Origin of the sequence: Micromonospora sp. C41, from assembly GCF_018070485.1 — a bacterium.
GTDB classification, from domain to species: Bacteria; Actinomycetota; Actinomycetes; order Mycobacteriales; family Micromonosporaceae; genus Micromonospora; species Micromonospora chalcea.
This window is the reverse complement of the sequence record NZ_JAGPXP010000004.1, coordinates 190968-214889: the sequence shown is the minus strand read 5'-3', so window position 1 is coordinate 214889 and position 23922 is coordinate 190968. Positions and strand designations below refer to the sequence as shown.

Annotated in this window: 23 protein-coding genes; 10 read left to right on the top strand and 13 right to left on the bottom strand. The window is 73.7% G+C overall.

Going from position 1 to position 23922, the window contains the following annotated elements; genetic code table 11:
- Positions 1 to 24: 24 nt before the first annotated feature.
- Both KBX43_RS06775 and KBX43_RS06770 read right to left on the bottom strand, forming a co-directional pair.
- Positions 25 to 1209 carry a pyridoxal phosphate-dependent aminotransferase gene (locus KBX43_RS06775; protein ID WP_210883798.1) on the bottom strand — a complete coding sequence of 395 codons (1185 nt, stop codon included), beginning with the start codon at positions 1207 to 1209 and terminating at the stop codon, positions 25 to 27.
- A 31-nt stretch (positions 1210 to 1240) separates the two neighbouring features.
- Complete coding sequence (locus tag KBX43_RS06770) at positions 1241 to 2221, bottom strand: MmpS family transport accessory protein (RefSeq protein WP_210883796.1); 981 nt, start codon at positions 2219 to 2221, stop codon at positions 1241 to 1243.
- A 271-nt stretch (positions 2222 to 2492) separates the two neighbouring features.
- Between KBX43_RS06770 and glmS the strand changes: the two genes are divergently transcribed.
- On the top strand, positions 2493 to 4406 hold the full coding sequence (glmS, locus tag KBX43_RS06765) for a glutamine--fructose-6-phosphate transaminase (isomerizing) (RefSeq protein ID WP_064446591.1): 1914 nt from the start codon (positions 2493 to 2495) through the stop codon (positions 4404 to 4406).
- Between the two features lie 119 nt (positions 4407 to 4525).
- On the opposite strand, the gene KBX43_RS32030 is transcribed toward glmS, so the two are convergent.
- Positions 4526 to 6178, bottom strand: coding sequence for an alpha/beta hydrolase (locus KBX43_RS32030; protein WP_210883793.1), 1653 nt, complete (start codon positions 6176 to 6178; stop codon positions 4526 to 4528).
- Positions 6175 to 6474 (bottom strand): type VII secretion target, encoded by a 300-nt coding sequence (locus tag KBX43_RS06755; protein WP_307851478.1) that lies wholly within the window; start codon positions 6472 to 6474, stop codon positions 6175 to 6177. The genes KBX43_RS32030 and KBX43_RS06755 overlap by 4 nt, the downstream gene beginning before the upstream one ends.
- A gap of 223 nt (positions 6475 to 6697) precedes the next feature.
- Here KBX43_RS06755 and KBX43_RS06750 point away from each other — a divergent pair, with 223 nt between their 5' ends.
- The 4 genes from KBX43_RS06750 (at position 6698) to tsaE (ending at position 10932) form a co-directional block, all read left to right on the top strand.
- Positions 6698 to 8167, top strand: a complete 1470-nt coding sequence (locus KBX43_RS06750) for an NAD(P)H-hydrate dehydratase (RefSeq protein WP_210883790.1) — start codon at positions 6698 to 6700, stop codon at positions 8165 to 8167.
- An 85-nt stretch (positions 8168 to 8252) separates the two neighbouring features.
- Positions 8253 to 9371 (top strand): alanine racemase, encoded by a 1119-nt coding sequence (gene alr / locus KBX43_RS06745; RefSeq protein WP_043328305.1) that lies wholly within the window; start codon positions 8253 to 8255, stop codon positions 9369 to 9371.
- Entirely contained in the window at positions 9368 to 10453 is a 1086-nt protein-coding gene (locus tag KBX43_RS06740; protein ID WP_043328307.1) for an alpha/beta fold hydrolase, read from the top strand. Before alr ends, KBX43_RS06740 begins: the two co-directional genes overlap by 4 nt.
- The gene (tsaE, locus tag KBX43_RS06735; RefSeq protein ID WP_043328309.1) at positions 10450 to 10932 is read left to right on the top strand and encodes a tRNA (adenosine(37)-N6)-threonylcarbamoyltransferase complex ATPase subunit type 1 TsaE; all 483 of its coding nucleotides are present in this window, start codon (positions 10450 to 10452) and stop codon (positions 10930 to 10932) included. The genes KBX43_RS06740 and tsaE overlap by 4 nt, the downstream gene beginning before the upstream one ends.
- Before the next feature lies 1 nt (position 10933).
- Here the strand turns inward: tsaE and KBX43_RS06730 are convergent, their stop codons facing one another.
- Positions 10934 to 12304, bottom strand: a complete 1371-nt coding sequence (locus KBX43_RS06730) for a lipase family protein (RefSeq protein ID WP_210883775.1) — start codon at positions 12302 to 12304, stop codon at positions 10934 to 10936.
- A 181-nt stretch (positions 12305 to 12485) separates the two neighbouring features.
- Here KBX43_RS06730 and ung point away from each other — a divergent pair, with 181 nt between their 5' ends.
- A complete protein-coding gene (gene ung / locus KBX43_RS06725) occupies positions 12486 to 13184 on the top strand; it encodes a uracil-DNA glycosylase (protein WP_043328313.1) in 699 nt (232 codons plus the stop codon).
- Here the strand turns inward: ung and KBX43_RS06720 are convergent.
- Complete coding sequence (locus KBX43_RS06720; RefSeq protein WP_210883767.1) at positions 13173 to 13898, bottom strand: helix-turn-helix domain-containing protein; 726 nt, start codon at positions 13896 to 13898, stop codon at positions 13173 to 13175. The genes ung and KBX43_RS06720 overlap by 12 nt on opposite strands.
- A gap of 171 nt (positions 13899 to 14069) precedes the next feature.
- Here KBX43_RS06720 and tsaB point away from each other — a divergent pair, with 171 nt between their 5' ends.
- From tsaB to KBX43_RS06700, 4 genes are read left to right on the top strand one after another with little or no spacing between them, the layout of a single operon-like run.
- Positions 14070 to 14747 carry a tRNA (adenosine(37)-N6)-threonylcarbamoyltransferase complex dimerization subunit type 1 TsaB gene (tsaB, locus tag KBX43_RS06715; RefSeq protein WP_064446584.1) on the top strand — a complete coding sequence of 226 codons (678 nt, stop codon included), beginning with the start codon at positions 14070 to 14072 and terminating at the stop codon, positions 14745 to 14747.
- Positions 14744 to 15187 (top strand): ribosomal protein S18-alanine N-acetyltransferase, encoded by a 444-nt coding sequence (gene rimI, locus KBX43_RS06710; RefSeq protein ID WP_064446583.1) that lies wholly within the window; start codon positions 14744 to 14746, stop codon positions 15185 to 15187. Before tsaB ends, rimI begins: the two co-directional genes overlap by 4 nt.
- 5 nt (positions 15188 to 15192) lie before the next feature.
- Complete coding sequence (tsaD, locus tag KBX43_RS06705) at positions 15193 to 16239, top strand: tRNA (adenosine(37)-N6)-threonylcarbamoyltransferase complex transferase subunit TsaD (protein ID WP_030501550.1); 1047 nt, start codon at positions 15193 to 15195, stop codon at positions 16237 to 16239.
- A 17-nt stretch (positions 16240 to 16256) separates the two neighbouring features.
- Complete coding sequence (locus KBX43_RS06700; protein WP_030501549.1) at positions 16257 to 16511, top strand: hypothetical protein; 255 nt, start codon at positions 16257 to 16259, stop codon at positions 16509 to 16511.
- Between the two features lie 13 nt (positions 16512 to 16524).
- Here KBX43_RS06700 and KBX43_RS06695 read toward each other — a convergent pair whose 3' ends face one another.
- From KBX43_RS06695 to KBX43_RS06665, 7 genes are all read right to left on the bottom strand, one after another.
- Positions 16525 to 17262: a DUF4142 domain-containing protein gene (locus tag KBX43_RS06695; protein WP_043328319.1), complete on the bottom strand. Its 738-nt coding sequence runs from the start codon at positions 17260 to 17262 to the stop codon at positions 16525 to 16527.
- Positions 17263 to 17360: 98 nt separating this feature from the next.
- Positions 17361 to 18536 carry an ROK family protein gene (locus tag KBX43_RS06690; protein WP_030501547.1) on the bottom strand — a complete coding sequence of 392 codons (1176 nt, stop codon included), beginning with the start codon at positions 18534 to 18536 and terminating at the stop codon, positions 17361 to 17363.
- Positions 18537 to 18567: 31 nt separating this feature from the next.
- Positions 18568 to 19827: a sugar ABC transporter permease gene (locus KBX43_RS06685; protein WP_043328321.1), complete on the bottom strand. Its 1260-nt coding sequence runs from the start codon at positions 19825 to 19827 to the stop codon at positions 18568 to 18570.
- Positions 19824 to 20636 (bottom strand): ATP-binding cassette domain-containing protein, encoded by an 813-nt coding sequence (locus KBX43_RS06680; protein WP_043328323.1) that lies wholly within the window; start codon positions 20634 to 20636, stop codon positions 19824 to 19826. Before KBX43_RS06680 ends, KBX43_RS06685 begins: the two co-directional genes overlap by 4 nt.
- 63 nt (positions 20637 to 20699) lie before the next feature.
- Positions 20700 to 21803 (bottom strand): sugar ABC transporter substrate-binding protein, encoded by a 1104-nt coding sequence (locus KBX43_RS06675; RefSeq protein WP_043328325.1) that lies wholly within the window; start codon positions 21801 to 21803, stop codon positions 20700 to 20702.
- Positions 21804 to 22007: 204 nt separating this feature from the next.
- Positions 22008 to 22487: a Cys-tRNA(Pro) deacylase gene (gene ybaK / locus KBX43_RS06670; RefSeq protein ID WP_043328327.1), complete on the bottom strand. Its 480-nt coding sequence runs from the start codon at positions 22485 to 22487 to the stop codon at positions 22008 to 22010.
- Positions 22488 to 22541: 54 nt separating this feature from the next.
- Positions 22542 to 23774, bottom strand: a complete 1233-nt coding sequence (locus KBX43_RS06665; RefSeq protein ID WP_210883765.1) for a methyltransferase domain-containing protein — start codon at positions 23772 to 23774, stop codon at positions 22542 to 22544.
- Between the last annotated feature and the right edge of the window lie 148 nt (positions 23775 to 23922).

Sequence of the window (23922 nt, the reverse complement as noted above, 5' to 3'; positions counted from 1 at the left end):
CTGGGGATCCCTCCAGCGGGCGGTTCAGTTTCCGCGCAGACCGCGCAGCCGGGTCACCGCCTCGGCCAGCACCTCCGGCCGCTTGCAGAACGCGAACCGGACCAGCCGGCGGCCGGCCTCCACGTCGTCGTAGAACACCTGCGTCGGCACCGCCACCACGCCGCAGCGCTCCGGCAGCGCCCGGCAGAACTCCACCCCGTCCCGGCCACCGAGCGGCGTGACGTCGGCGGTGACGAAGTAGGTGCCCTCCGGCGCGAGCACGCCGAACCCGGCGTCGGCCAGCCCGGCGACGAGCTGGTCCCGCCGGCGTTGCATGTCGTCCCGGAACCCGGTGAAGTAGGCGTCCGGCAACCCGAGCGCCACCGCCACCGCCGGTTGCAGCGGCCCGGCGTTGACGAACGTGAGGAACTGCTTCACCCGCAGCACCGCCGCCACCAGCGGCGCGGGTCCGCTCACCCAGCCGACCTTCCAGCCGGTGCAGGAGAACGTCTTGCCGGCCGACGAGATGCGAAGCGTCCGCTCCCGCATGCCGGGCAGCGTGGCCAGCGGCACGTGCGGCGCGGCGGCGTCGGTGAACACCAGGTGCTCGTACACCTCGTCGGTGACCGCGTACACGTCGTGTTCCCGGCACAGCTCGGCGACCGTCGTCAGCTCGTCGGCGGTGAAGACCTTGCCGGTCGGGTTGTGCGGCGAGTTCAGCAGCACCAGCCGGGTACGCGGCCCGAACGCGGCGCGCAGCTCGTCCGGATCGAACGCGTACCTGCCGTCGGCGCCGGGCCGCAGCGTCACCGGGCGGCGCACCGCTCCGGCGAGCGCGATCGAGGCGGCGTACGAGTCGTAGTACGGCTCGAAGCAGATCACCTCGTCACCCGGCTCGCACAGCGCGAGGATGCTCGCCGCGATCGCCTCGGTCGCGCCGGCCGTCACGACGATCTCGCCGTCCGGGTCGTACTCCAGGCCCCAGAACCGGCGCTGGTGCGCGGCGACGGCGGCGCGCAGCGCGGGGATGCCCGGGCCGGGCGGGTACTGGTTGTGGCCGGTACGCAGCGCCTCGGCGGCGGCGGCGAGCATCTCCGGCGGGCCGTCGGTGTCCGGGAAGCCCTGCCCGAGGTTGACCGCCCCGGTACGCACGGCCAGCGCGGACATCTCGGCGAAGACGGTGGTGCCGAACGGCCGCATCCGGGCCACCAGGGGATCGGTCGTCGTCACGGCTGCGAGCCTACGGCCCACCACCACGGGCTCACCAGCCGAAGCAGGTCACGCCCCACCTTCCCGACTTCTGGGAGACGACCTTGCCGTCGATGGTTATCCGGCAGGTCAACCCAGCAGCGCTTCCGGGCATGGTGACGATCTGGACCCGCTCACGGTTGTTCGTGGTGAACCTCAGCCGCCAGGACGAGTCCACCAGGTTGAGCTGGTGGAAGTCGCCGTTCGCGTCGTAGTACTGCACCTCCGCGTCGCCCTCGGAGCCGGTCACCTCGTACAGCACTGTGTACTTGCCGGGGCCGCCGGACGGGGTGGTCGCCGGCCTCGCCGGGGGCGCGCTCGGGTCGTCGGTCCAGTCGCCGGGCTCGCCGTAGATCGGCTCCTCGTACCCGGTGCCGGCTGCGGTCCCGTCGTCCATGGTGCTGCCGAGGAAGGCCAGCCCGACGCAGCCGCAGACGATCAGCGCCAGGACGGTGACGATGCCGACCACCACCCCGACCGCCCAACCGCCGCCGCTGCGGCGCGGCGGCATCCCCGGGTACGCGTACGGCGGCGGGTAGGGCCCCGGCGGGTACGCGGTGGGCGGGTACGGCCCGGGCGGATACGTGCCGGGCTGGTAGGCGCTCGGCGGTGGGGACGAGCCAGGGGTGCCCGGCTGCGCCGGCCAGCCCGGTGCTCCCGGCTGGGCCGGCCACTGCGGTGCGTCCGGGTTGGCGGGCCCGCCCGGCGTCCCGGGCTGTCCCTGGTCGCCGGCGCCCGGCGAGTCGGCCGGGGCGGCCCGGCCCGGATCGCCCGCCGGCCGCCCCTCGGCGCCGCCCGCCTGACCGGGGTGACCGGCGCCGGGGGCGCTCCAGGGCGACGGCGACGACGGCGACCAGGGCTCGGGTGGCGTCCACGGCTGCGGAGCGGCCAGCGGGTCCGGCGGCGTCCAGGTGGAGGGTTGCGGGGTCACCGGCGCGGCGGTCGGGTCGACCGGTCCGGAGGTCGGCTCGGGGGTAGGGGTCGTCTCGGACATCGGCTCAGCTCACAGGGGTACGGCGCGGACGCCCGCGGAACGATGGGCCCGGGGGCGGAGCCCGGCCCCAATGTAGGCCGTGGCGGCCACCCGCGTGGACCCGGTTTGCCCGGTGCGCGGCACGTCCCGAACCGGTACGCAAACGGCAGATGAGCCCGGCTGGTGCGTTGTCCGACATAGCAACCCCGGTGTTCGGTTCGCTCAAATTCAGTGATCGTTAACCGGCCTTCCGAGCACGCGCGATGAGCGAAACTCGGTTAGGCTGCGGACCATGTGTGGAATCGTGGGTTACGCCGGTGCCCGCCCGGCGCTCGGCATCGTGCTTGACGGACTGCGGCGGCTCGAATACCGCGGCTACGACTCGGCCGGTGTCGCCGTGGTCTGCGAGGACGAGCTGCTGACCGAGAAGAAGGCCGGCAAGCTCGCGAACCTGGAGAAGGTCCTCTCCGAGCGGGCGGCCGACAACCCCGAGGACTGTGCCGCCAGCCCGATCGGCATCGGCGACGGCACCACCGGCATCGGCCACACCCGCTGGGCCACCCACGGCGGCCCGACCGACCGCAACGCCCACCCGCACCTCTCCCCGGACGGCCGCGTCGCGGTGATCCACAACGGCATCATCGAGAACTTCGCGAAGCTCCGCGCCGAGCTGGAGGACGAGGGCGTCGAGTTCGCCAGCGACACCGACACCGAGTGCGCCGCGCACCTGATCGCCCGCGCGCTGGCCGACCTGCGAGCGGCCGGCGAGACCGACAGCCCGCAGCTCCTCGCCGCCGCCATGCGCGTGGTCTGCGGGCGCCTGGAGGGCGCGTTCACGCTGCTCGCCGTCGACGCCGGCATCCCCGGCGCGGTGGTCGGCGCCCGGCGCAACTCGCCGCTGGTCGTCGGTCGGGGCGACGGCGAGAACTACCTGGCCAGCGACGTCGCCGCGTTCATCGAGCACACCCGGGACGCGGTCGAGCTGGGGCAGGACCAGATCGTCCTGATCACCCCGGACAGCATCGACATCACCGACTTCCACGGTCAGCCGGCCAGCGGCACCGACTTCCACATCGACTGGGACTCGTCGGCCGCCGAAAAGGGCGGCTACGACTGGTTCATGCTCAAGGAGATCGAGGAGCAGCCGCAGGCCATCGCCGACACGCTGCTGGGCCGGCTCACCGAGACCGGCGAGATCGCCCTCGACGAGGTCCGCCTCAGCGAGCAGGACCTGCGCGACGTCGACAAGATCTTCATCGTCGCCTGCGGCACCTCCTACCACGCCGGCCTGGTCGCCAAGTACGCCATCGAGCACTGGACCCGCATCCCCTGCGAGGTGGAGCTGGCCAGCGAGTTCCGCTACCGCGACCCGGTGCTGGACCGGTCCACGCTGATCGTGGTGATCTCGCAGTCCGGCGAGACGATGGACACGCTGATGGCGCTGCGCCACGCCAAGGAGCAGAAGGCCCGCGTGCTGGCCATCTGCAACACCAACGGCTCGACCATCCCGCGCGAGTCCGACGCCGTGCTCTACACCCACGGCGGCCCGGAGATCGCCGTCGCCTCCACCAAGGCGTTCCTCACCCAGGTCGTCGCCTGCTACCTGATCGGCCTGCACCTGGCCCAGGTGCGCGGCATCAAGTTCGCCGACGAGGTGGGCGCGGTGGTCGCCCAGCTCCAGGAGATGCCGGGCAAGCTGCGGGAGCTGCTGGACCGGATCGAGCCGGTACGCGAGCTGGGGCGCGAGCTGAAGTCCGAGCCGACGGTGCTGTTCATCGGCCGGCACGTGGGCTACCCGGTGGCGCTGGAAGGCGCGCTGAAGCTCAAGGAGCTGGCGTACATGCACGCCGAGGGCTTCGCCGCCGGTGAGCTGAAGCACGGCCCGATCTCGCTGATCGACCAGGGCACCCCGGTGATCTGCATCGTGCCGTCGCCGGTCGGCCGGGGCATGTTGCACGACAAGGTCGTCTCCAACATCCAGGAGGTACGCGCCCGGGGCGCCCGCACGATCGTGATCGCGGAGGAGGGCGACCAGGCGGTGGTCCGCTACGCCGATCACCTGATCTACGTGCCGCGTACGCCGACACTGCTGGCGCCGCTGGTGACCACCGTGCCGTTGCAGGTGCTCGCCGCCGAGATCGCCGCCGCCCGCGGGCACGACGTGGACCAGCCCCGGAACCTGGCCAAGTCGGTCACTGTCGAGTAGTCCGCTTTTCGTCAGCGGTCCCTCCACCCGTCGACCGGGTGGAGGGACCGCGCCGTCTCCGGTCCGCCCCGGGCGGCTCCCGGATCCTTTGGGACGGCCGTCGGACGGCATCGGGCGGCTCATCGGCCCAGCACGATCCGGGCCATCCCGTCCAGCGCCGGGTTGTCCGGGTCCCAGTAGCCGGTGTGACCGTGCGGGGCGCTCGGGAACCGCCGCCCGCCGAAACCCGGCGCGCTCGGGTCGGCACCGAACCAGAGCCGCTCGGCGTGCGGGTCGAGCACGGCCAGCGCCGGGCCGAGCGGCGTGCCGGCGAGCAGGGCGCGGCGGGCCAGCTCGTCCGGCGGACGCGCCAGCCGGATCACGTCGTCCGGCGCGGTCGACGACCAGACCTCGCCGGCGCGCATCCGCAGCTCGGTGGCGTGGTCGACGCCGACGCCGGGCGAGCCGACGAATACCAGCGCGTCCGCGCTCAGCCCGTGGTCCCGGGCGGCGGCGCCGACCACCAGTGAGCCGTAGCTGTGCCCGAGCACCGTCTGCCGGGCCGGCGAACCCTCGTGTGCGGCGCGTAGCCCTTCCTGGAACCGGTGCAGAGCCGGCCCGGCGTCCTCGGCCTGCCGGGGGCCGGCCGCCTCGGTGAGGAAGTCGGGCGCGTCGTAGTCCAGCCAGAGCACCGCCGCCGCCTCCTCGCCCGGCCCCAGCGCCGCGCACCGCTGCAGCACGCGGGCGGCCCGGTCCAGCTCGTCCGGCGCGTCGGCGAGGTCCGAGGTCATGCCCGGGACGTAGGTCAGCACCGCGGCGGACCGGTCCGGGTTGCCGAGCGCCACCACCGCGCGCCCGTCGCCGCGCGGGTCCAGCCCCAGCAGGTACGCCCGCGGCAGCCCGGGCGCGGCGAGCCGCTCGCTCAGCCGGTTCAGCCCGCGCAGCGCCGCCTCGACGCCGGCGAGCCGGACCCGCCGGGACGCCTCCAACGGTCCGGCCGGCAGCGGCCGCAGCAGCGCGAGCCGCCGGACGAGCAACTGCTCCCGCCGGTCGCCGAGCAGCAGCCGGTTGGCCTGGTCCCGGGCGGCGGCCGGCACGCCGTCGAGGCGGCCGATCCGATCCGGTTCCCGCCCGACCAGCCAGCGCCGCTCGGCCGCGCTCAGCCCGGCCCACCAGCGGCTCACCTCGGCCGGCCCGGCGCCGGGGCCCGGCCGCCACGCGGGCGGGACGCTGACCCAGCCGGCCACCGTGGCGGTGGTCAGCTCCGCCAGGCGGCGAGCAGCCTCCCGGTCGGCGGCGCCGGCGAGTGTCAGCGCGCCCCGGATCCCGGCCCGCGCGTCCACCACCGCCGGACCGGCCCGGGACACCGGGCGGGCCGGATCGGGCCGCACCGCGCCGGCACGGTCGACGAGCAGGCCGCCGGACTCGGCGCGGGCCACCTCCGCGCCGAGGCGGGCCTTCGCCGCCCCCAGCCGGGCGCCGAACTCGGCCAGCACCTGGTCGACCTCGAACAGGGCGGGCAGCACGTCGGTGAGGTCGGTGCGCAGGTCCCCGATCCGCTGCTGGGCCGCGACCGAGGCGGCGCCCGACCACCCGGGCCGGAGCGTGCCGATCCGGGCGGTCAGCGCGTCGGCGCGACGGCGCACCGGCCCGGCGAGCCCTCGCCAGGCCACCCCCGCGGTGGACCAGGCAGCCGGATCGGCCCGCCAGAGCTGCGCGTACCCGACGTCCGCCGGGCCCTCGCCGGGCCCTCGGGAGCTCGGATCGGGCCGCCCGGGAGCGCCGCCGGTCACCGGAGCACCCCGCTGAGGCGGCGCGCGGCGCGCTCGTCCACCGCCTCGTAGCCGTCCGCCCCGCGGCGCAACGCCCCGGCGGTGTCGGCCACCCGGGTGCCGAGCGCGCCGGACCAGCGCCGTACCGCGGACTCCAGGTCGGCCAGCGCCGCCCCGGCCCGCCAGCCGTCCGGCGCCGCCACCAGCAGCGCCTCCGGCGCCGCCCCCGGCCCTCGGGCCAGCCGGTACGCGTCGTCGGCCAGCTCCCGTGCGACCGCGCGCAGCAGCTCCGGGTCGACGTCGAACGGTTTCCTCACCACGTGACCTCCCCACGTCGCCCGACGCCACCCACCGGCCCCGGACACCGGGACGCTAGGCCGTCCGGCGACCCGGCCGCCGACCCCTGTGGACAACGGCCGGGGTTTTCCACAGGGCGTTTCCGTCGGCCGGTCCCGGGTTCGTACCGCCGGTAGGGTGAGGCCGTGACCGGGACAGCGGCGGGCGGGCGCTGAGCCGGCGCGACGAACGGGACGGGGTGGCATGAGACCGGTATGGCGCGTCGCGGACGTTCGCGCGGCGGAGGCGGGCCTGATGGCCACCCTTCCGCCCGGGGCGCTGATGCAGCGGGCCGCGGCCGGGCTGGCCCGGCGCTGCGCCTTGCTGCTCGGTGACCGGGGCGGGGTCTACGGCGCCCGGGTGCTGCTGCTGATCGGCTCCGGCGACAACGGCGGTGACGCGCTCTTCGCGGGCGCGCACCTGGCCCGCCGGGGCGCGGCGGTGGCCGCGCTGCTGCTGAGCCCCGGGCGGGCGCACGCGGAAGGGCTGGCGGCCCTGCGTGCCGCCGGCGGGCGCGTCGTCGACCGGCCGCCCGCCGGAGCCGACCTGGTGCTCGACGGGATCGTGGGCATCGGCGGCACCGGTGGGCTGCGGGAGACCGCCGAGCAGTTGGCCGCGAGCCTGACCGGGCAGCGCGGGCGCGACGGTGGGCCCGCCACGGTGGTCGCTGTCGATGTGCCGAGCGGCGTCGCTGTCGACACCGGCCACGTCCCGCTGACCGACGCCGGGCGGCCCCGCGCGGTCCGCGCCGACGTGACGGTGGCGTTCGGCGCGCTCAAACCGGCGCTGGTCGTCGGCCCGGCCGCCGAGCTGGCCGGCGAGGTCGAGCTGGTCGACATCGGGCTGACGCCGTGGCTGCGCGGCACCCCGGCGCTCCAGGTGATCGAGCAGACGGACGTGGTCGGCTGGTGGCCGGAGCTGGGCGCGTCGTCGGAGAAGTACACCAGGGGTGTGGTCGGCGTGGCCACCGGCTCGGCCACCTACCCCGGCGCCGCGGTGCTCTCGGTCGCCGGGGCGCTCGCCGGCCCGACCGGCCTGGTCCGCTACGCCGGGAGCGCCAAGGGCGAGGTGCTGCACCAGCACCCGTCGGTGATCGCCACCGGCCGGGTAGCGGACGCGGGCCGGGTGCAGGCGTGGGTGTGCGGCTCCGGCCTCGGTACGGGCGAGGAGTCCGCCGCCGAGCTGCGCGCGGTGCTTGCCGCGCCGGTGCCGGTGGTGCTCGACGCGGACGCGCTGACGCTGCTCGTCGACGGCAAGCTGGCCGACCGGCTGCGCGGCCGGGACGCGCCGATCGTGGTGACGCCGCACGACCGGGAGTACGCCCGGCTCTGCGGCGAGATGCCGGGGGAGGACCGGGTCGCCGCCGCGCTGCGGCTGGCCGCCTGGATGAACGCGGTGGTGCTGCTCAAGGGTGACCACACGATCATCGGCACGCCCGACGGCCGCGCGTACGTGAACCCGACCGGCACGCCGGTGCTCGCCACCGGTGGCACCGGCGACGTGCTGGCCGGGTTGCTCGGTTCGCTGCTCGCCGCCGGGCTGGCCCCGGAGCGGGCGGCCGCCGCGGCGGCGTACCTGCACGGGCTGGCCGGCCGGGAGGCGGCGCGCGGCGGTCCGGTCACCGCGCCCGACGTGGCGACGGCGTTGCGTCCGGTACTGGCCCGGCTGGGCTGATCCGGGCGGCGACGCCCGGGTGGCGACGGGCACCGCCCGCACGGCTCAGGGCGCTGATGATCACTGACGGAAGTAGGCTGGGGACATGTGGCAGTCGGAGGTGCGCGTCGACCTGGACGCGATCCGGGAGAACGTGACCCGGCTCAAGGCCGGCACCAGCGCCGAGCTGATGGCGGTGGTCAAGGGCGACGGCTACGGCCACGGCATGGTGCCCGCCGCCCGCGCGGCGCTCGACGCGGGGGCGGACCAGCTCGGCGTCTGCACGCTGGACGAGGCGCTGCGGCTGCGCCAGGACGGCATCACCGCGCCGGTGCTGGCCTGGCTGCTCACACCCGGGCTGCCGCTGCACGACGGGATCACCGTCGGCGTCGACCTCGGCTGCGCCAGCCTCACCCAGCTCGACGAGATGATCGAGGCGAGCCGCCGGGCGGACCGCCCGGCCCGGCTGCACCTCAAGATCGACACCGGGTTGGCGCGGGGCGGCGCCACCGTCGCCGACTGGCCGGCGCTGCTGGAGGCCGCCGCGAAGGCCCAGGCCGACGGCCTGGTCGAGGTGGTCGGCGTGTGGAGCCACTTCGTGTACGCGGACTCGCCCGGCCACCCCACCACCGACCGCCAGCTCGCCGTCTTCCACGAGGGGCTGGAGATGGTGACGCGCGCCGGTCTGCGCCCTCGGTACCGCCACCTGGCCAACTCGGCCGCCACGCTGACCCGGCCGGACACGCACTTCGACCTGGTCCGGCCCGGCATCGCGGTCTACGGTCTGTCGCCGGTCGCGGGCGAGCAGTTCGGCCTGCGCCCGGCGATGACCGCCCGCGCCCGGGTGATGCTGACCAAGCGGGTCGCGGCCGGCACCGGCGTCTCCTACGGGCACACCTACCTCACCGAGCAGGAGACCAACCTGGCGGTGGTGCCGCTCGGCTACGCCGACGGTGTGCCCCGGCACGCCTCCAACACCGGCCCGGTGCACCTCGCCGGCAAGCGCCGGAACATTTCCGGCCGGGTCTGCATGGACCAGTTCGTGGTCGACTGCGGCGACGACGAGGTGGCCGCCGGTGACATGGTGACGCTGTTCGGCGACGGCGCGGACGGCGGGCCCACAGCCGACGACTGGGCCGAGGCGGTCGGCACCATCAACTACGAGATCGTGACCCGTTTCGGCGGCGTGCGGGTGCCCCGGTTCTACGACGGCGAGCGCGCATGAGTCTCCGGTTGCCGCGTCCGCGTACCGCCGCCGGCAAGGTCGCCGGGCTGGTCGGCGCCGCCGTCGGGGTGGCCGCCGCCGGGCTCGCGGCGGGCGTGGTCAGCGAGCGGGTGCTGGTCCGCCGGCTCAAGAACGACCCCACCGACAGGTACGCCGACGAGGTCTTCGGCGAGCAGCGCTACGACCAGGCGTACCGGCTGGAGATGCCGGACGGCACCGACATCCACGTGGAGGTGGTCGAGCCGACCCGCCCGGTCGCCGGGCACCCGACTGTGGTGCTGGTGCACGGGTTCTGCCTGGACATGGGCACGTTCCACTTCCAGCGCAAGCGGCTCGCCGAGCGCGGCGACTACCGGGTGGTCGCGTACGACCAGCCGGGGCACGGCCGTTCCGGCCGGCTGGAGAGCGGCGAGTACGACCTGACCGCGCTGGGCCACACGCTGCGCCGGGTGCTCGACGAGGTGGCCCCGGAGGGGCCGCTGGTGCTGGTCGGGCACTCGATGGGCGGCATGACGATCATGGCGCTGGCCGAGCTGTACCCGGAGATGTTCGGTGACCGCGTGGTCGGCACCGTGTTGATGGCGACCTCGGGCGGTCTGGCGGCGGAGACGAAGCTGGTGGCGCCCGCGCTGCTCGGCCGCGTCGGCTCGCCGGTGCTCTACATGATGAGCAACGCCACCCGGTACGGCGGCACGGTGATCGACCGGGCGCGCCGGTCGACCTCGAACGTGGCCTGGCTGCTCACCCGCAAGTACGGCTTCGGCACCTCGGCGCCGAGCCCGGCCCTGGTGTCGTACGTCGAGATGATGAACTCGCGCACCTCGGCCGACACGGTCACCCGCTACCTGCGGACGATCGCCACCCACTCCCGGTTCCCGGCGCTGGCCGCGCTGGCCGGCACGCCGGTGCTGGTGATCGTGGGGGACAAGGACATGATCACGCCGGTGACACACTCCGAGGAGATCGTCCGGCGGCTGCCGCACGCCGAGTTCGTGAAGATCGACGACAGCGGGCACGTGGTGATGCTGGAGCACGCCGACGAGGTGAACGCGGCGCTGGAGAGGTTCCTGGATTCGCTATGACAGTGGTCGTGGAGCTGAAGACGGTCGACGACACCCACGAGTTCGGGCGTCGGCTGGCCGGGGTGCTGCGCGCGGGTGACCTGCTGCTGCTCAGTGGCCCGCTCGGGGCCGGCAAGACCGCGCTGACCCAGGGCATCGGCGCCGGCCTGGGCGTACGCGGCGACATCACCTCGCCCACCTTCGTCATCGCCCGGGTGCACCGGCCCGACCCGGATCGGGGCGGCCGGGTGACGCTCGTGCACGCCGACGCGTACCGCCTGGGTGAGGCCGCCGACCCGCGGGCGGAGATCGACGACCTCGACCTGGACGCCTCGGTGGACGAGGCGGTGACAGTGGTGGAGTGGGGCGAGGGAATGGTCGAGCAGCTGGTCGACGCGCACCTGCGGGTACGCATCGACCGCCGCGACGACGACACCCGGGCGGTCACGCTGGAACCGGTCGGTGGCGACTGGGCCGCCCGGGTCGCCGAACTGTCCTGAGTCAGGGCTGAAGGGGCATCGTCCAGCAGTTGGAGTAGGCGGTCCGCCCCGCGAGCCGGTCGCTCATCCAGGCCACCGCGTCGCCCTGGTCGGTGATGAGCGGCACCAGGTGGTTGGTGAGGATCTTGTCGCCGAGGTTGGGCAGGCTGATCGCCTGGTAGGTCACGTTGCCGCCCCTGCGGCACCAGTCGACAGCCAGTTGACGGGCCTGCCGGTGGGGCACGATGTCGTCCTGGATGCCTGTTGCCACACGTACCGGGCCGGTGGGCTTGAGCGTGCCGATGCGCTGCCGGTCGAGGACGGCCTGGGCCTCGGGCGAGGCGGCGATGACGGCGGTGAGGGAGCGGCCGCCGGTGATCCACTTGCTGCTCCTGGTGAACGCGTACCGGAGGATCGCGTCGCCGACGCACATGGTCGAGGTGTCCTTCAGCGCCGCCCGGCCGGTGTCGTTGACGGCGGCCTCGATGACGTCGCGCAGCGCCGGGTCGGACTGGGCGAAGCCGTTCAGCGACCACCCCAGCGCCCCCACCAGCGCGCTGCCGTCGATACCGCCGATGACCGCGGTGAGGTCGGCGGGCGGCGCGCCGACGTAGGTACCGGCGAGCGGCACGTCGGGCGCGTAGGTGGAGTGGAGTTCGGCGGCCGCGGCGCTGGCGCCCCCGCCCTGGCTGTAGCCGTACAGACCGACCCGGGACTGGGCGGTGACCGATGCTCCGGGTACGGCGCGGGCGGCGCGGGCCGCGTCGAGCAGGGCGCGTCCCCCGTCGAGGCGGTTGACGTAGGTGTGCAGCCGGTCGGTCGTGCCCAGACCGACGTAGTCGGTGACGACGACCGCCGCGCCGGTGGCGAGGAGGCGATAGATCGCCAGGGCCTCGTAGCCGACGGACAGGGTGTCGCCGGTGAGCGTCAGCGGGTGTTGCAGCGAGAACGACGGCGCGCACTGGTCGCCCTGCCCCATGGTTCCGGAGGCGACGGCGACGAGCGGGCGCGGGCCGGCGCCCCGCCACGCCGCCGACGGTTCGATGTAGGCGCCGGTCACCGCGACGGGCCGGCCGTTGGAGTCGGTGGACCGGTACATGAGTCGGGTGGCGGTGCCGGGCATCGCGCGGCCGTCGAGCCCGGGAATGCTCAGGCCGAGCGGCAGCGGCTCGGTGCGGATCAGCGTGCCGTTGGTGGCGGGCAGGTCGGCGGGCGGGTGGTAGAAGGCGGGGATGGTCACGCCGCGGGAGACCACGGGCGTGGCGTCGTCGGCGGCCGCGGCTGCGCCGGATCCGGCCAGGTAGGTGGCTGCCGCCGCGGCGACGGCGAGGATCCGGAGGCCGATCGCGCGGCGGGCGGAGGGCGTGCGGGGACGGGTGTTCCTGCTGCTCACGGGCACTCCTAGCGAGCATCGATGGTGGTGGATGCAAGCTAGCAGTGGTGGTGTGGCGTAAGTAACTTGCCAGTAGGTTACGCTCCGGTAACTTTTCCCGTCCAGTACCCGGCCCGGCCGCTGCCCGGGAGTGTCGGTCGCGGCTGGTAGGAAGATGGCGACCGACTAGGAGAGGTTGCCGATGCCCGACGCCCCCACCCTGGACCTGCCGGCGCTGTTGCCGGAGGCCTGGCGTGCCGTGCTCACCCCCCACCTCGACCCGGCCCGCACCGCCGCGCTGGCCGAGTTCGTCACCCGGGAGTACGCGACCGCCACGGTCTTCCCGCCGCTGGAGGACCTGTTCTCCGCCTACCGGCACTGCGCGCCGGCCGACACGAGGGTGCTCATCCTCGGCCAGGACCCGTACCACAAGGCGGGCCAGGCGCACGGGCTGAGCTTCAGCGTGCGCGAGGGGGTGGCGGTGCCGCCGTCGCTGCGCAACGTCTTCAAGGAGCTGAGCGAGGACCTGGGCGTGCCCAAGCCGCGCAGCGGAAACCTCGACGGCTGGGCCGCGCAGGGCGTGCTGCTGCTCAACTCGGTGCTGACGGTCCGGCAGGCCACCCCCGGCTCGCACGCGAACAAGGGCTGGGAGGAGTTCACCGACGCCACGATCCGGGCGCTGGACGCGCTCGACCAGCGCGTGGTCTTCCTGCTCTGGGGCGGCTACGCCCGCAAGAAGGCGGCGCTGGTGACCAACCCGCGGCACGTGGTGCTGGAGGCCGGGCACCCGAGCCCGATGAACCCGCGCGGCTTCCTCGGCAGCCGTCCGTTCAGCGCGGCAAACAAGGCGCTCGCCGACGCGGGGCTGCCCACCGTCGACTGGGAACGCTCAGCCGGCTGACCCGTCCGGCGCCTCGCCCGCCGCGGCGAGGCGCCGGCGGTACCGGGACAGCAGCTCGGCCGTGCGCTTGTCGGTCACCTCCACCTCGATCAGCGGCTCCACCGGGTACGTACGTTCACCGAGGCGGACCTCGATGGGCTTGGGCAGTTCGTCGCACATCCGGGCCCGCAGCTCGCCGAACCGGGTCCGCCAGCGGTGCTCGCCCGGTTCCTCGGGCTCCGGGTGGCCCCCGCCCCACTCCTGCCATCGGGCATCCCAGCGCTGCGCGCGGCCCCGCTCCAGGAACGCGGTGAACCGCGGGGAGTCCCGCCACCGCACCGCGATCTCGACCGCGTCCACCGGCAGCGGCGCGCCCTGCAACAGGGCCGCCGTGCCGCCCGCCAGCACGTACGGCAGGTCGCCCAGCGCGTCCATGATCGGGTCGAGCCGGAGATGATCGATCCGCTCGGTCAGCGCGGTCCCGGCCATCTCGTCCAGCGCCGCGTCCAGGTGACTGTCCAGCGGCTCGACCTCGATCCGCAGTTGCCGATCCAGCGCGGCGAGCAGACGTTCCGCGGTGGTCAGGCTGGGCAGCCGGTCGCCGCGCTCGATCCGGGCGACGGCGGCCTGGCTGATCCCGACCCGCGCGGCCAGGGCCTGCTGGGTGAGCCCGGCCAGTTCCCGTTCGTGGCGCAGGGCGCGGGCGATCTCCTGGGCCAGGCGACTCTCCGTCATCTCCGGAGGATGGCAACTCGCCGTCGAGCGATATACCTGTGAGTCATATTTATGACCGAGAGGTATATCGCTCCCAGGTCACCTCTTCCGGCGGGACACTACGCACCGTGACCGGGTCAGCGGCGAGGGCGTGCCGAGGGCGGACGGGGCGGACGGCTAGGCTGGCTTACCGTGCTCGTACTCGTGGTGGACTCCTCGACGCCCGCGGTGACCGCGGCGCTGGCCGAGGTCTCGGCGGACGGCGTCGCGGTTCGCGCGTCCCGGTGCACCGTCGATGCCCGCGCCCACGGCGAGCTGCTCGCGCCGCAGGTCGACGCCGTGCTGGCGGACGTCGGCGCGCGTCCCGCCGACCTGGCCGCGATCGTCGCCGGCCTCGGCCCGGGCCCGTTCACCGGGCTGCGCGTCGGGCTGGTCACCGCAGCCACCATGGGTCAGGTGCTCGGCGTCCCCACGTACGGTGTCTGCTCGCTGGACGGGCTCGGCCACCCGGCGGCCGCCGGCGAGCCGGTGCTTGCGGCGAGCGACGCGCGGCGGCGGGAGATCTACTGGGCCGTCTACGACGGCGCCGGTCAGCGCCTGGCCGGCCCGGAGGTGGCGGCCCCGGCGGTGGTCGCGCAGCGGGCGCGCGACCTGGCGGTCAGCGTCGCGGTCGGCGACGGCGCGCACCGGTACGCGGACGTGCTCGGCCTGCCGGTGCGGGACGAGCCGCGCTACCCGGACCCGCTGGCGCTGGCGCGTCTCGCCGCGCCGCGGATCCGCGCGGGCGCGCCCGGTGAGACGCTCACCCCGCTCTACCTGCGCCGCCCGGACGCGGTCGCCGCCACCGGCCACAAGCCGGTCCTGCCATGAGGCTGGGCCGGTTCCGCTGGTGGCACGTCGAGGAGGTGCTGCCCATCGAGGCGGACCTGTTCGGCGCCGAGCAGTGGTCGGCGGCGATGTTCTGGAACGAACTCGCCAACGGCCACTTCTATCTCGCCGCCACCGACGACGACGGCACCGTGCTCGGCTACGCCGGGCTGGCCGTCTACCCGCCCGACGAGGCATGGGTGCAGAACGTCGCGGTCCGCCGGGACGCGCAGCGGCGGGGCATCGGCCGGCTGCTGCTGGAGGCGCTGCTCGCCGAGGCGGCCCGGCGCGGCGTCCGCAGCACGCTGCTGGAGGTCGCCGCGGACAACGCCCCGGCGCAGCGGCTCTACGCCGGCTACGGCTTCGAGCCGATCGGCGTACGACGCGGCTACTACCAACCGAGCAACACCGACGCGCTGGTCATGCAGCGCAACGAGGACTGACGCGCATGGCTGACGAACCACTGATCCTCGGCATCGAGACCTCCTGCGACGAGACCGGCGTGGGCATCGTGCGCGGGCACACGCTGCTCGCCGACGCGCTCGCCTCCAGCGTCGAGGAGCACGCCCGGTTCGGCGGCGTGGTGCCCGAGGTGGCCAGCCGCGCCCACCTGGAGGCGATCGTGCCGACCATGGACCGGGCGCTGCGCGAGGCAGGCGTCACCATCGCCGACATCGACGCCATCGCCGTGACCTCCGGGCCTGGCCTGGCCGGCGCGCTGCTCGTCGGGGTCGCCGCCGCCAAGGGGTACGCGGTCGCGGCGGAAAAGCCGGTGTACGGGGTGAACCACCTCGCCGCGCACGTGGCTGTGGACACGCTCGAACACGGCCCGCTGCCCGAGCCCGCCATCGCGCTGCTGGTCTCCGGCGGCCACTCCTCGCTGCTGCGCGTCGACGACCTGGCCCGCGACGTCGTACCGCTCGGCGCCACCATCGACGACGCGGCCGGCGAGGCGTTCGACAAGGTGGCCCGGCTGCTCGGGCTGCCGTTCCCGGGCGGACCGTACATCGACCGCGAAGCGCGTGCCGGTGACCCGGCGGCGATCGCCTTCCCGCGCGGGCTGACCGCCGCGAAGGACCTGGTCGGACACCGGTTCGACTTCTCCTTCTCCGGCCTGAAGACGGCGGTGGCCCGCTGGGTGGAGGCGCGGCAGCGGGCCGGTGAGCCGGTCCCGGTCGCCGACGTGGCGGCGTCCTTCCAGGAGGCGGTCTGCGACGTGCTGGTCGGCAAGGCGATCGACGCCTGCCGCACCAGCGGCATCGACACGCTGGTGATCGGCGGCGGAGTGGCAGCCAACTCCCGGCTGCGGGCGATGGCCGAGCAGCGGGCCGGCAAGTACGGCATCCGGGTGCGTACGCCCCGGCCGAAGCTCTGCACGGACAACGGCGCGATGGTGGCCGCGCTCGGCTCGCACCTGGTCGCCGCGGGCGTCGCGCCGAGCCGGCTGGACCTGCCGGCCGACTCGGCGATGCCGCTGACAGTGGTCAGTGTGTGAGCGGGGAGGAAACCGACATGATCGTCCGGATGTGGGAGGCCAAGGCCGAGTCGTACGGCTTCGCCGACCTGATCACCTGGGTCTGCGAGACCGCGCTGCCCGAGTTCGAGCACGACCCGATGCACGTCTCCAGCGAGGTGTTCTCCTCCACCGACCACCGGCTCGTGGTCATCTCCAAGTGGCGGAACAACCCCCGGGAACTGCCCGAGCCACCGGCGCGCCTGATCGCCCGCCCGCCGCACAGCTGGGACTTCGCCCAGGTCGACCGCTGACGCCGCCGCCCCGCTAGGAGCGGCGGGTCAGCCGCCAGGTGGCGTACCCGCCGGTGCCGAGCGCGATCAGGAACACCGCCCACACCAGTCCGGTGCCGACCTGGAGCCCACCGCCGCTGCCCACGTTGGCCTGGGCGGCGGCGACGAGCGAGTCGCTCTGCGCGGGCGGCAGCGCGGCCGGCGGCAACTGCTGCCAGCGCACCAGCCCGGTGCTCTCCAGCATGGTCATGTGGTCGTTGACGAACTTGTTGGCGTCCTCGGCCAGCTTCCGCACGATCGGGTCGCGGGTGCTGGCCCGGACCGCGCCGATCACCGGGAAGATCTTGCCGTGGGCGACCCGCAGCCGGGTGACGAAGATCTGGTCGAACCGGGCGCCGGTGGCGTTCCGCATCTCGGTCAGCCACCCCTGCTGCTCTGCCGTCGGATCCGTCGGCAGGGTGGCGCCGAGCTTGTTGGCCGCCTCGACCACCAGCTGGTCCAGCTCCGCGTGCTGCTTGGCGATCTCCGCGCCGACCTCGCGTACCCGGGCGGACTGGCCCTTCTCGGCCGCCATCTGCCCGGCCGGCATCTCCCACAGCCCGGCCAGCCGTACGCCGTTGAGCAGCGTCATGTCGGCGGCGTTCATCTGCACGCCGGGGTTGGGCGCGGCCTGCGCCGTCCCGGGAACGACGCCGATCCCCGCGCCCAGCGCGGCGAGCAGCAGTACCACCCGGTGCGCCAGCTTGCGGCGTGCGGATTCCAGCGATGCCATGGTTGCGGTGCCTCCTCGGTCCGGACCGGTACGCGGGGTCGTGGACGGCCGCGCAAGCCGGCCGCCCGTCCGCACACTGGTACGGATCACCGGGCCGATCAGTTCAGCGGATCGGCGAGGAGTCGTTCGAACGCCAGCTCGGCGGCGCCGATCAGCGCCGCGTCGTCGCCCAGCTTCGGGGTACGCAGCCGCACGTGCTCCAGGCACGCGGGCAGCCCGTTGGAGTTGAGCCGGCTGCGCACCTGCGCGGCGGAGGCCAGGTAGAGGTCACGCATGGTGCCGCCGAAGATGACCATCTCCGGGTTGAAGATGTTCACCAGGTTCGCGACGCCGAAGCCGAGCCAGTCGCCGGCCTGCCGTACCGCGGTCTGCGCGCGGGCGTCGCCCCGGTCGGCGGCGTCGAAGACCGCCAGCAGCGCGTCCCGGCCGCGCGCCTCGGACCGGCCGGCGGCGCGCAGCAGCCCGTGCTCGCCGATCTCGGTCTCCCAGCAGCCGCGCCGGCCGCAGTCGCAGCGCACCCCGTCGCGGACCACCACCATGTGGCCCACCTCGCCGCCGTAGCCGCCGTGCCCCCTCAGCCGCCGCCCTCCCGCGATGATGCCCGCGCCCACACCGACGTCGCCGTAGATGTAGATGACGTTGTCGCAGCCGACCGCCGCGCCCCGGGCGTGCTCGGCGTACGCGGCCACGTCGGCCACGTTGCCCACCGTGATCGGTACGTCTATCCCCAGCTCGACGGCGAGCGCCGCACCGATCGGCTCGTCCACCCAGCCGGTGGTGGGGCTGAGCCGGACCAGCCCGTCCTCGCGGCGGACCATGCCGCACACCGCCACGCCGGCGCCGACGCAGATCGCGTCCGGCGGCACCGACTGGTGCATCTCCTTGACCGCGCCGGCGAGCAGCGGGGCGGCCTCCCCGGCGACCAGGTTGCGCGGCCGGTCCATCTCCCGGCGGTCGAGCACCTCACCGCCGAGTCCGACCCGCGCGGCCCGCAGCCGGTCCACCTCGACGCTGTACGCGTACGCGTAGACCCGCCCCGACTCGGGCCGGACGACGAGTGACGGTCGTCCGGCCCGGCCGGTCTCCTTCGGCGTCCCCTCGCTGACCAGACCGGCGCCGGCCAGGTCCGCGGTCAGCGCGCCGATGGTGCTGCGGTTGAGTCCGAGCGCGGTGGTCAGCTCGGCGCGGGTGGTGGCCCCGTGGACGTGCACGTATCGGAGCAATGCGCCCAGGTTCTGCCGACGGATCTCGTCCTGACTGGGGCCCGCGCGCATTGCCACTGCCATGGTGTTTCCGTACCCCTGCTCAGCGGTTGCCGGTCGCGGCGGCCCGCCGACGCGAGAGCGCGTCGATGGTCGCCGCGGCGAGCAGCACCACGCCGGTGACCACGTACTTGACGCCCGAGCTGTATCCCATCAGTCCCATACCGTTGTCGATGACCGCGACCACCGCGCCTCCGAGCACGGCGTCGAGGACCCGGCCCTTGCCGCCGAAGAGGCTGGTGCCACCGATCACCGCCGCGCCGACGGCGTAGAGCAGTACGTTACTGCCCCCGGTGTTGGGGTCGACCGAGTTGCCCCTGCTGGCGGCCACGATGCCACCGATGGCGGCCATCGAGGAGCAGATGACGAAGACGGAGATACGGATCCGGTCGACGTTGATGCCGGCCCGGCGGGCCGCCTCGGCGTTGCCGCCGACCGCGTAGATGTGCCGCCCGTAGCTGGTGCGCTGGAGCACGAACGTCCAGACGATCAGCAGCACCGCGATGATCGGCACCACGATCGGCACGCCCTTGAGCGAGGTGATCAGCACGTTGCGGCTGCGCTCCAGGTTGAGGACGTAGACCGCCACGCCGAGGATCACGGCCAGGCCGGCGATCCGCGCGCCGACCACCGTGAGCGGGTCGGTGAGCAGGCCACGGGCGGCCCGGTTGCGGTACCGGAGCAACTGCACTGCCGCGTACCCGGCGACGGCCACCGCGGCGAGCGCCCAGCCCAGCGCCGGGGAGAGGTTGCGGTTGGCGATCGCGACGAGCACGTCGTCGCGGATCGCGATGTTGGCGCCCTCGTCCATCAGCGTCAGCACGACACCCTGGAAGGCGAGGAACCCGGCGAGCGTCACCACGAAGGACGGGATGCCGACCTTGGCGACCAGCAGGCCCAGCACGGTGCCGATCACCAGACCGGTGACGACGGCGGCGAGCACCGCCACGTACCAGGGGTAGCCGAGCACGGTGACCACGTTGGCCAGGATCGCGGCGCAGACGCCGCTGGCGAAGCCGGCGGAGAGGTCGATCTCGCCGAGCAGCAGGACGAAGACCAGGCCCATGGCGATGAGCGTGACCGCCGCGCCCTGGGTGAACAGGTTCGCCAGGTTGCCGGCGGTGAAGAACGACGGGCGGGCGATCGAGAAGCCCACCGCCAGCGCCACGAGCATGACCACCGCGGGGAGCGCGCCGATGTCGCCGCCGCGTACCCGGCGCCAGTAGTTGTTCACGTGGCTGTTCAGGGTCGGTGTCGGCGCGACGCCGGCCGGGCCTTCCTTCTTCACGACGATGGCGGTCATCGGATGGCTCCTGGGGTGGTGTCGGCGGGCGCGGCGCCGTTGCCGCCCGGCTCGCCGGTGAGGCCGAGGCCGCCGGATCGGCCGGCGGTGATCAGCTCGACCACCTGCGAGTGGGTGATGTCGGTGGTCTTCACCTGGGCGACCATCTGGCCGAGGTAGAGCGCGGCGATCCGGTCGGAGACGGCGAAGACGTCGTTCATGTTGTGCGAGATGAGCACCACGGCCAGGCCGTTGTCGGCCAGCCGGCGCACCAGCTCCAGCACCTGGGCGGTCTGCGCGACGCCGAGCGCGGCGGTCGGCTCGTCCAGGATGACCAGCCGGCTGTTCCAGAGCACGGCCTTGGCGATGGCGACGGTCTGCCGCTGGCCGCCGGAGAGGCTGGCCACGTGCTGGCGCAGCGACTTCACGGTGCGCACGCTCAGGCCGGCGAGCGTCTCGGCGGCCATCTGCTCCATGGTCGGCTCGTCGAGCACGATGCCGCTGCGCTTCTCCCGGCCGAGGAACATGTTCTGCACGATGTCGAGGTTGTCGCAGAGCGCGAGATCCTGGTAGACGACCTCGATCCCGAGCGCGGCGGCGTCCCGGGGGCTGTTGATGGTCACCGGCCGGCCGTCGAAGAGGAACTCGCCGGCGTCGGTGGGGTGGATGCCGCTGATGCACTTGACCAGGGTCGACTTGCCGGCGCCGTTGTCACCGACGAGCGCGGTCACCTCGCCGGGGTGCGCGGCGAAGGCGACGTCGCGCAGCACCTGGACGGGACCGAAGCTCTTGTCGATCCCGCGTAGCTCCAGCAGGGGGGTTGCGGACACGGGGTTCTCCTTTGGGCGGAGGGAGGTCTCGGATCCCGTCCGGCGCCGCCTGAGGCGGGTGGGTCAGCTCACGCCGGCGTCGGTGCAGAGCTTCGCGAAGGCACCGGTGCAGAGTTCTTCCTTGGTGACGTAGCCGTCGGCCACGACGTCCTTGACGTTGTCCTTGAAGATGGCCTTGGGCTCCAGCAGCACGGCCGGCACGTCCCGGTTGCCCTCCGGGTCCTTGACCGTCTGGCCGGTGTCCTTCCGCTCACCCTTGGCGAGCGCGATGGCCAGCTCGGCGGCGGCGTCCGCCTCCTTCTTGACCGCCTTGTAGACGGTCATGCACTGGTCACCGGCGAGGATGTTCTGCAGGCCCTCCTTGGTGGCGTCCTGACCGGTCACCGGGACCTTGCCGTTGAGCTTGTTCTTCTTCAGCACCGAGATGGCCGCGTTGCCGAGACCGTCGTTGGCGGCGAGCACGCCGTCGATCTTGCCGCCGGCCTTGGTCATCTGCTGCTCGAAGATCGTGGCGGCCTGCGCGTTGTCCCAGGCCGGCACCGGGTCGTCGGCGACCTTGGTGTACTCCTTCGAGTCGAACTTCGGCTTGAGCACCGAGTCGTACCCGTTCTTGAACAGGGTGGCGTTGTTGTCGGTCGGCGAGCCGTTGAGGTACGCGATCGACGGGTTCTTGACGCCCTTGTCGGTCAGGCACTTGCTCAGGCCCTCGCCCTGGAGCTTGCCGACGGCCTCGTTGTCGAAGCTGACGTAGTACTGGGCGGAGCCGCCCAGGGTCAGCCGGTCGTAGTCGATGGTCGCGACGCCCTGCGACTTGGCCTTGTCGAGCACGGCCTTGCCGGTGCCGGAGTCCAGGTTGACGATCATCAGGACGTTGACGCCGCTGGTGATCATCTGGTCGGCGATGGTCTGGAACGCGGTCTTGTCGTTCTGCGCGTTCTGGATGTCGGAGTCGACGCCGGCCGCGTCGAACGCCGCCTTGAGGTACTTGCGGTCCGCGCCCTCCCAGCGGGCGGAGGACTTGCTGTCCGGCAGGATCACGCCGATCTTCGGCTTCTTGGCGTTGGAGCCGCCGGCCTCGTCGGAAGAACCGCCGTTGTCACCGCAGGCGGCCATGCTGCCGGTCGCGAGGAGACCGACGGCCGCGAAGGTGAGGAAGCCCTTGCGCATGTGCAGGGTCCTTTCGGAGGTGGGGGAGTGGTGATGTTTTGTTGTGTCCGGCAACGTATTCCCCGCCTCCCATGCGCCGCAAGACTGCCGAGGTCAGAAGTTTGTTGGCGGCGGTAACAATTCAGCAACGCGGTTGTCACCCGCGGGACACCGCCGGGAGAGCGCGCTCCGGGAACGCTCCCACACGTACCGTCACGAGCCCGCTCAGGTGGCGGCGATCGATGCCGTGGCCGCCCCGGTGAGCGCCACCAGATCCGTCGGCGTGAGCTGCACCTGCAATCCCCGGCGGCCCGCCGACACGTACACGGTCGGGTGCGCCAGCGCCGAGGAGTCGACGACTGTCGGTAGCCGCTTACGTTGGCCGAGCGGACTGATGCCGCCCCGCACGTACCCGGTCGCCCGCTCGGCCACCGCCCGGTCCGCCATCACCGCGCGCTTGCCGCCCACCGCGGCGGCCAGCGCCTTCAGGTCCAGCTCGCCGGTCACCGGCACCACCGCCACGGTCAGCCCGCCGTCGACCTCGGTGACCAGCGACTTGAACACCCGGTCCGGTGCCACCCCGAGCGCCGCGGCCACGAGCGCGCCGTAGTTCGGCGCGTCCGGCGAGACGTCGTACGGGTGGATGCTGTGGGCGATCTTCCGCTTGCTCAGCAACGCGATCGCCGGAGTGCCAGGGCCCGCCACGGGCTCAAGCTAACCCGCGCGCCGCGACACCGCGAGCTGGAAACGTGAGCCGGGTCAGCCGCCGACCGGAACCGGCCGGCACACGAGCACCGTGGGGTCGCCCGCCACCCGGGTCAGCACCAGGTCGGCCGCCGCCTCGCCGGACAGCCGCAGGTCACGGCGCAGCTTCTCCGGCTCCAGCGCCGACCCGCGCTTGCGGATCTCCACCCGGCCGACCCGGCGTTCCCGCAGCAGGGCGCGCAGCCGCTTCAGCGAGAACGGCAGCACGTCGGTGATCTCCAGGCAGCGGGCGAACGGGGTGGGCCGGGCCTCGTCGGCGTACAGGTAGGCGATCGACGGGTCGGCGAGCGTGGCGTCGAGGTCGGCGGCCAACTCGGCGACCAGGTGCGCGCGCACCACCGCCGGGTCCGGGTCGTAGAGGAAGCGCCGGACCGGCCCCACCTCCGCTTCCTGCGCGCCCGTGCCGGTGAGGTGATAGGAAGGGACCCTTTTACTACCGGAGGCGTTAAGAAGGGGCCCTTCCTTCTCGCGCAGCAGGGTGGCGCGGCGGGGGACCTCGGCCAGCTCGCCGCACCAGAGCGCTGCCTCGACCAGGTCGCCGTCCACGCTCACCCACTCCGCCTCGGCGCCCGCCGGGATCAGCGCGTGGTCCAGCCCCGGCGCGACCTTCACCACTGTGCGCGGCACCCGCGCGGCGAGACCGATGACGAAGTCCCACGGCGGCGAGTAGGAGTTCGGGTCGAAGACGCGCCGCCCGGTGCCGGCCCGCCGCCGCGCCGGATCGCAGAACGCGCCGTCGACGCGGCTCACGTCGAACTCCGTGGCGTCGCCGCACTCGACTGTCACCAGATCGGCGAGCCCGGCCGCCTCGGCGTTCGCGGCGGCCATCGCGGCGGTCAGCGGGTCGGCCTCCACCGCGTACACCCGGATGCCGGCGCGGGCAGCGGCGAGCGCGTCGGCGCCCAGGCCGCAACCCAGGTCGGCCAGCGTGGTCACGCCCGCGGCGCGCAGCCGTGCGGCCCGGCGGCCGGCGACCACCCCGCGGGTGGCCTGCTCCAGCCCGGGCCGGGTGAGGAACATCCCGGCCGCCGCCGCGCCGAACTTGCCTGCTGCCCGGCGGCGCAGCTCGGCCTGGGTCAGCGCGGCGGCGGCGAGGTCGCCCGGAATCCCGGCCGAGCGCAGCGCGGCCGCCGCCGCCAGCGGGTCGCCGCCGGCCACCCGCCCGGCCGCGGCGAGCGCCGCCGACCCCTCGGGGGTACGCAGCACGGCGAGCAGGTCGAGATCCACGCGCCCATTCTCCCGGGCCGGTTCCGGCGCGACACGGAGGGCGACGCGCGTTGGCACTCTCCTTGACGGAGTGCTAGCCGAGGAATAACCTGCGATTAGCACTCTCACCCTGAGGGTGCCAACGCCCGAGCCTCGTGCCCGGGGGTTG

Coding starts and splice junctions, on each gene's coding strand:
- KBX43_RS06770 (WP_210883796.1), bottom strand. CDS start 2,221: ATGTCCGAGACGACCCCTACCCCCGAGCCGACCTCCGGACCGGTCGAC.
- glmS (WP_064446591.1), top strand. CDS start 2,493: ATGTGTGGAATCGTGGGTTACGCCGGTGCCCGCCCGGCGCTCGGCATC.
- KBX43_RS06750 (WP_210883790.1), top strand. CDS start 6,698: ATGAGACCGGTATGGCGCGTCGCGGACGTTCGCGCGGCGGAGGCGGGC.
- alr (WP_043328305.1), top strand. CDS start 8,253: ATGTGGCAGTCGGAGGTGCGCGTCGACCTGGACGCGATCCGGGAGAAC.
- KBX43_RS06740 (WP_043328307.1), top strand. CDS start 9,368: ATGAGTCTCCGGTTGCCGCGTCCGCGTACCGCCGCCGGCAAGGTCGCC.
- tsaE (WP_043328309.1), top strand. CDS start 10,450: ATGACAGTGGTCGTGGAGCTGAAGACGGTCGACGACACCCACGAGTTC.
- ung (WP_043328313.1), top strand. CDS start 12,486: ATGCCCGACGCCCCCACCCTGGACCTGCCGGCGCTGTTGCCGGAGGCC.
- KBX43_RS06720 (WP_210883767.1), bottom strand. CDS start 13,898: ATGACGGAGAGTCGCCTGGCCCAGGAGATCGCCCGCGCCCTGCGCCAC.
- rimI (WP_064446583.1), top strand. CDS start 14,744: ATGAGGCTGGGCCGGTTCCGCTGGTGGCACGTCGAGGAGGTGCTGCCC.
- tsaD (WP_030501550.1), top strand. CDS start 15,193: ATGGCTGACGAACCACTGATCCTCGGCATCGAGACCTCCTGCGACGAG.
- KBX43_RS06700 (WP_030501549.1), top strand. CDS start 16,257: ATGATCGTCCGGATGTGGGAGGCCAAGGCCGAGTCGTACGGCTTCGCC.
- KBX43_RS06695 (WP_043328319.1), bottom strand. CDS start 17,262: ATGGCATCGCTGGAATCCGCACGCCGCAAGCTGGCGCACCGGGTGGTA.
- KBX43_RS06690 (WP_030501547.1), bottom strand. CDS start 18,536: ATGCGCGCGGGCCCCAGTCAGGACGAGATCCGTCGGCAGAACCTGGGC.
- KBX43_RS06685 (WP_043328321.1), bottom strand. CDS start 19,827: ATGACCGCCATCGTCGTGAAGAAGGAAGGCCCGGCCGGCGTCGCGCCG.
- KBX43_RS06675 (WP_043328325.1), bottom strand. CDS start 21,803: ATGCGCAAGGGCTTCCTCACCTTCGCGGCCGTCGGTCTCCTCGCGACC.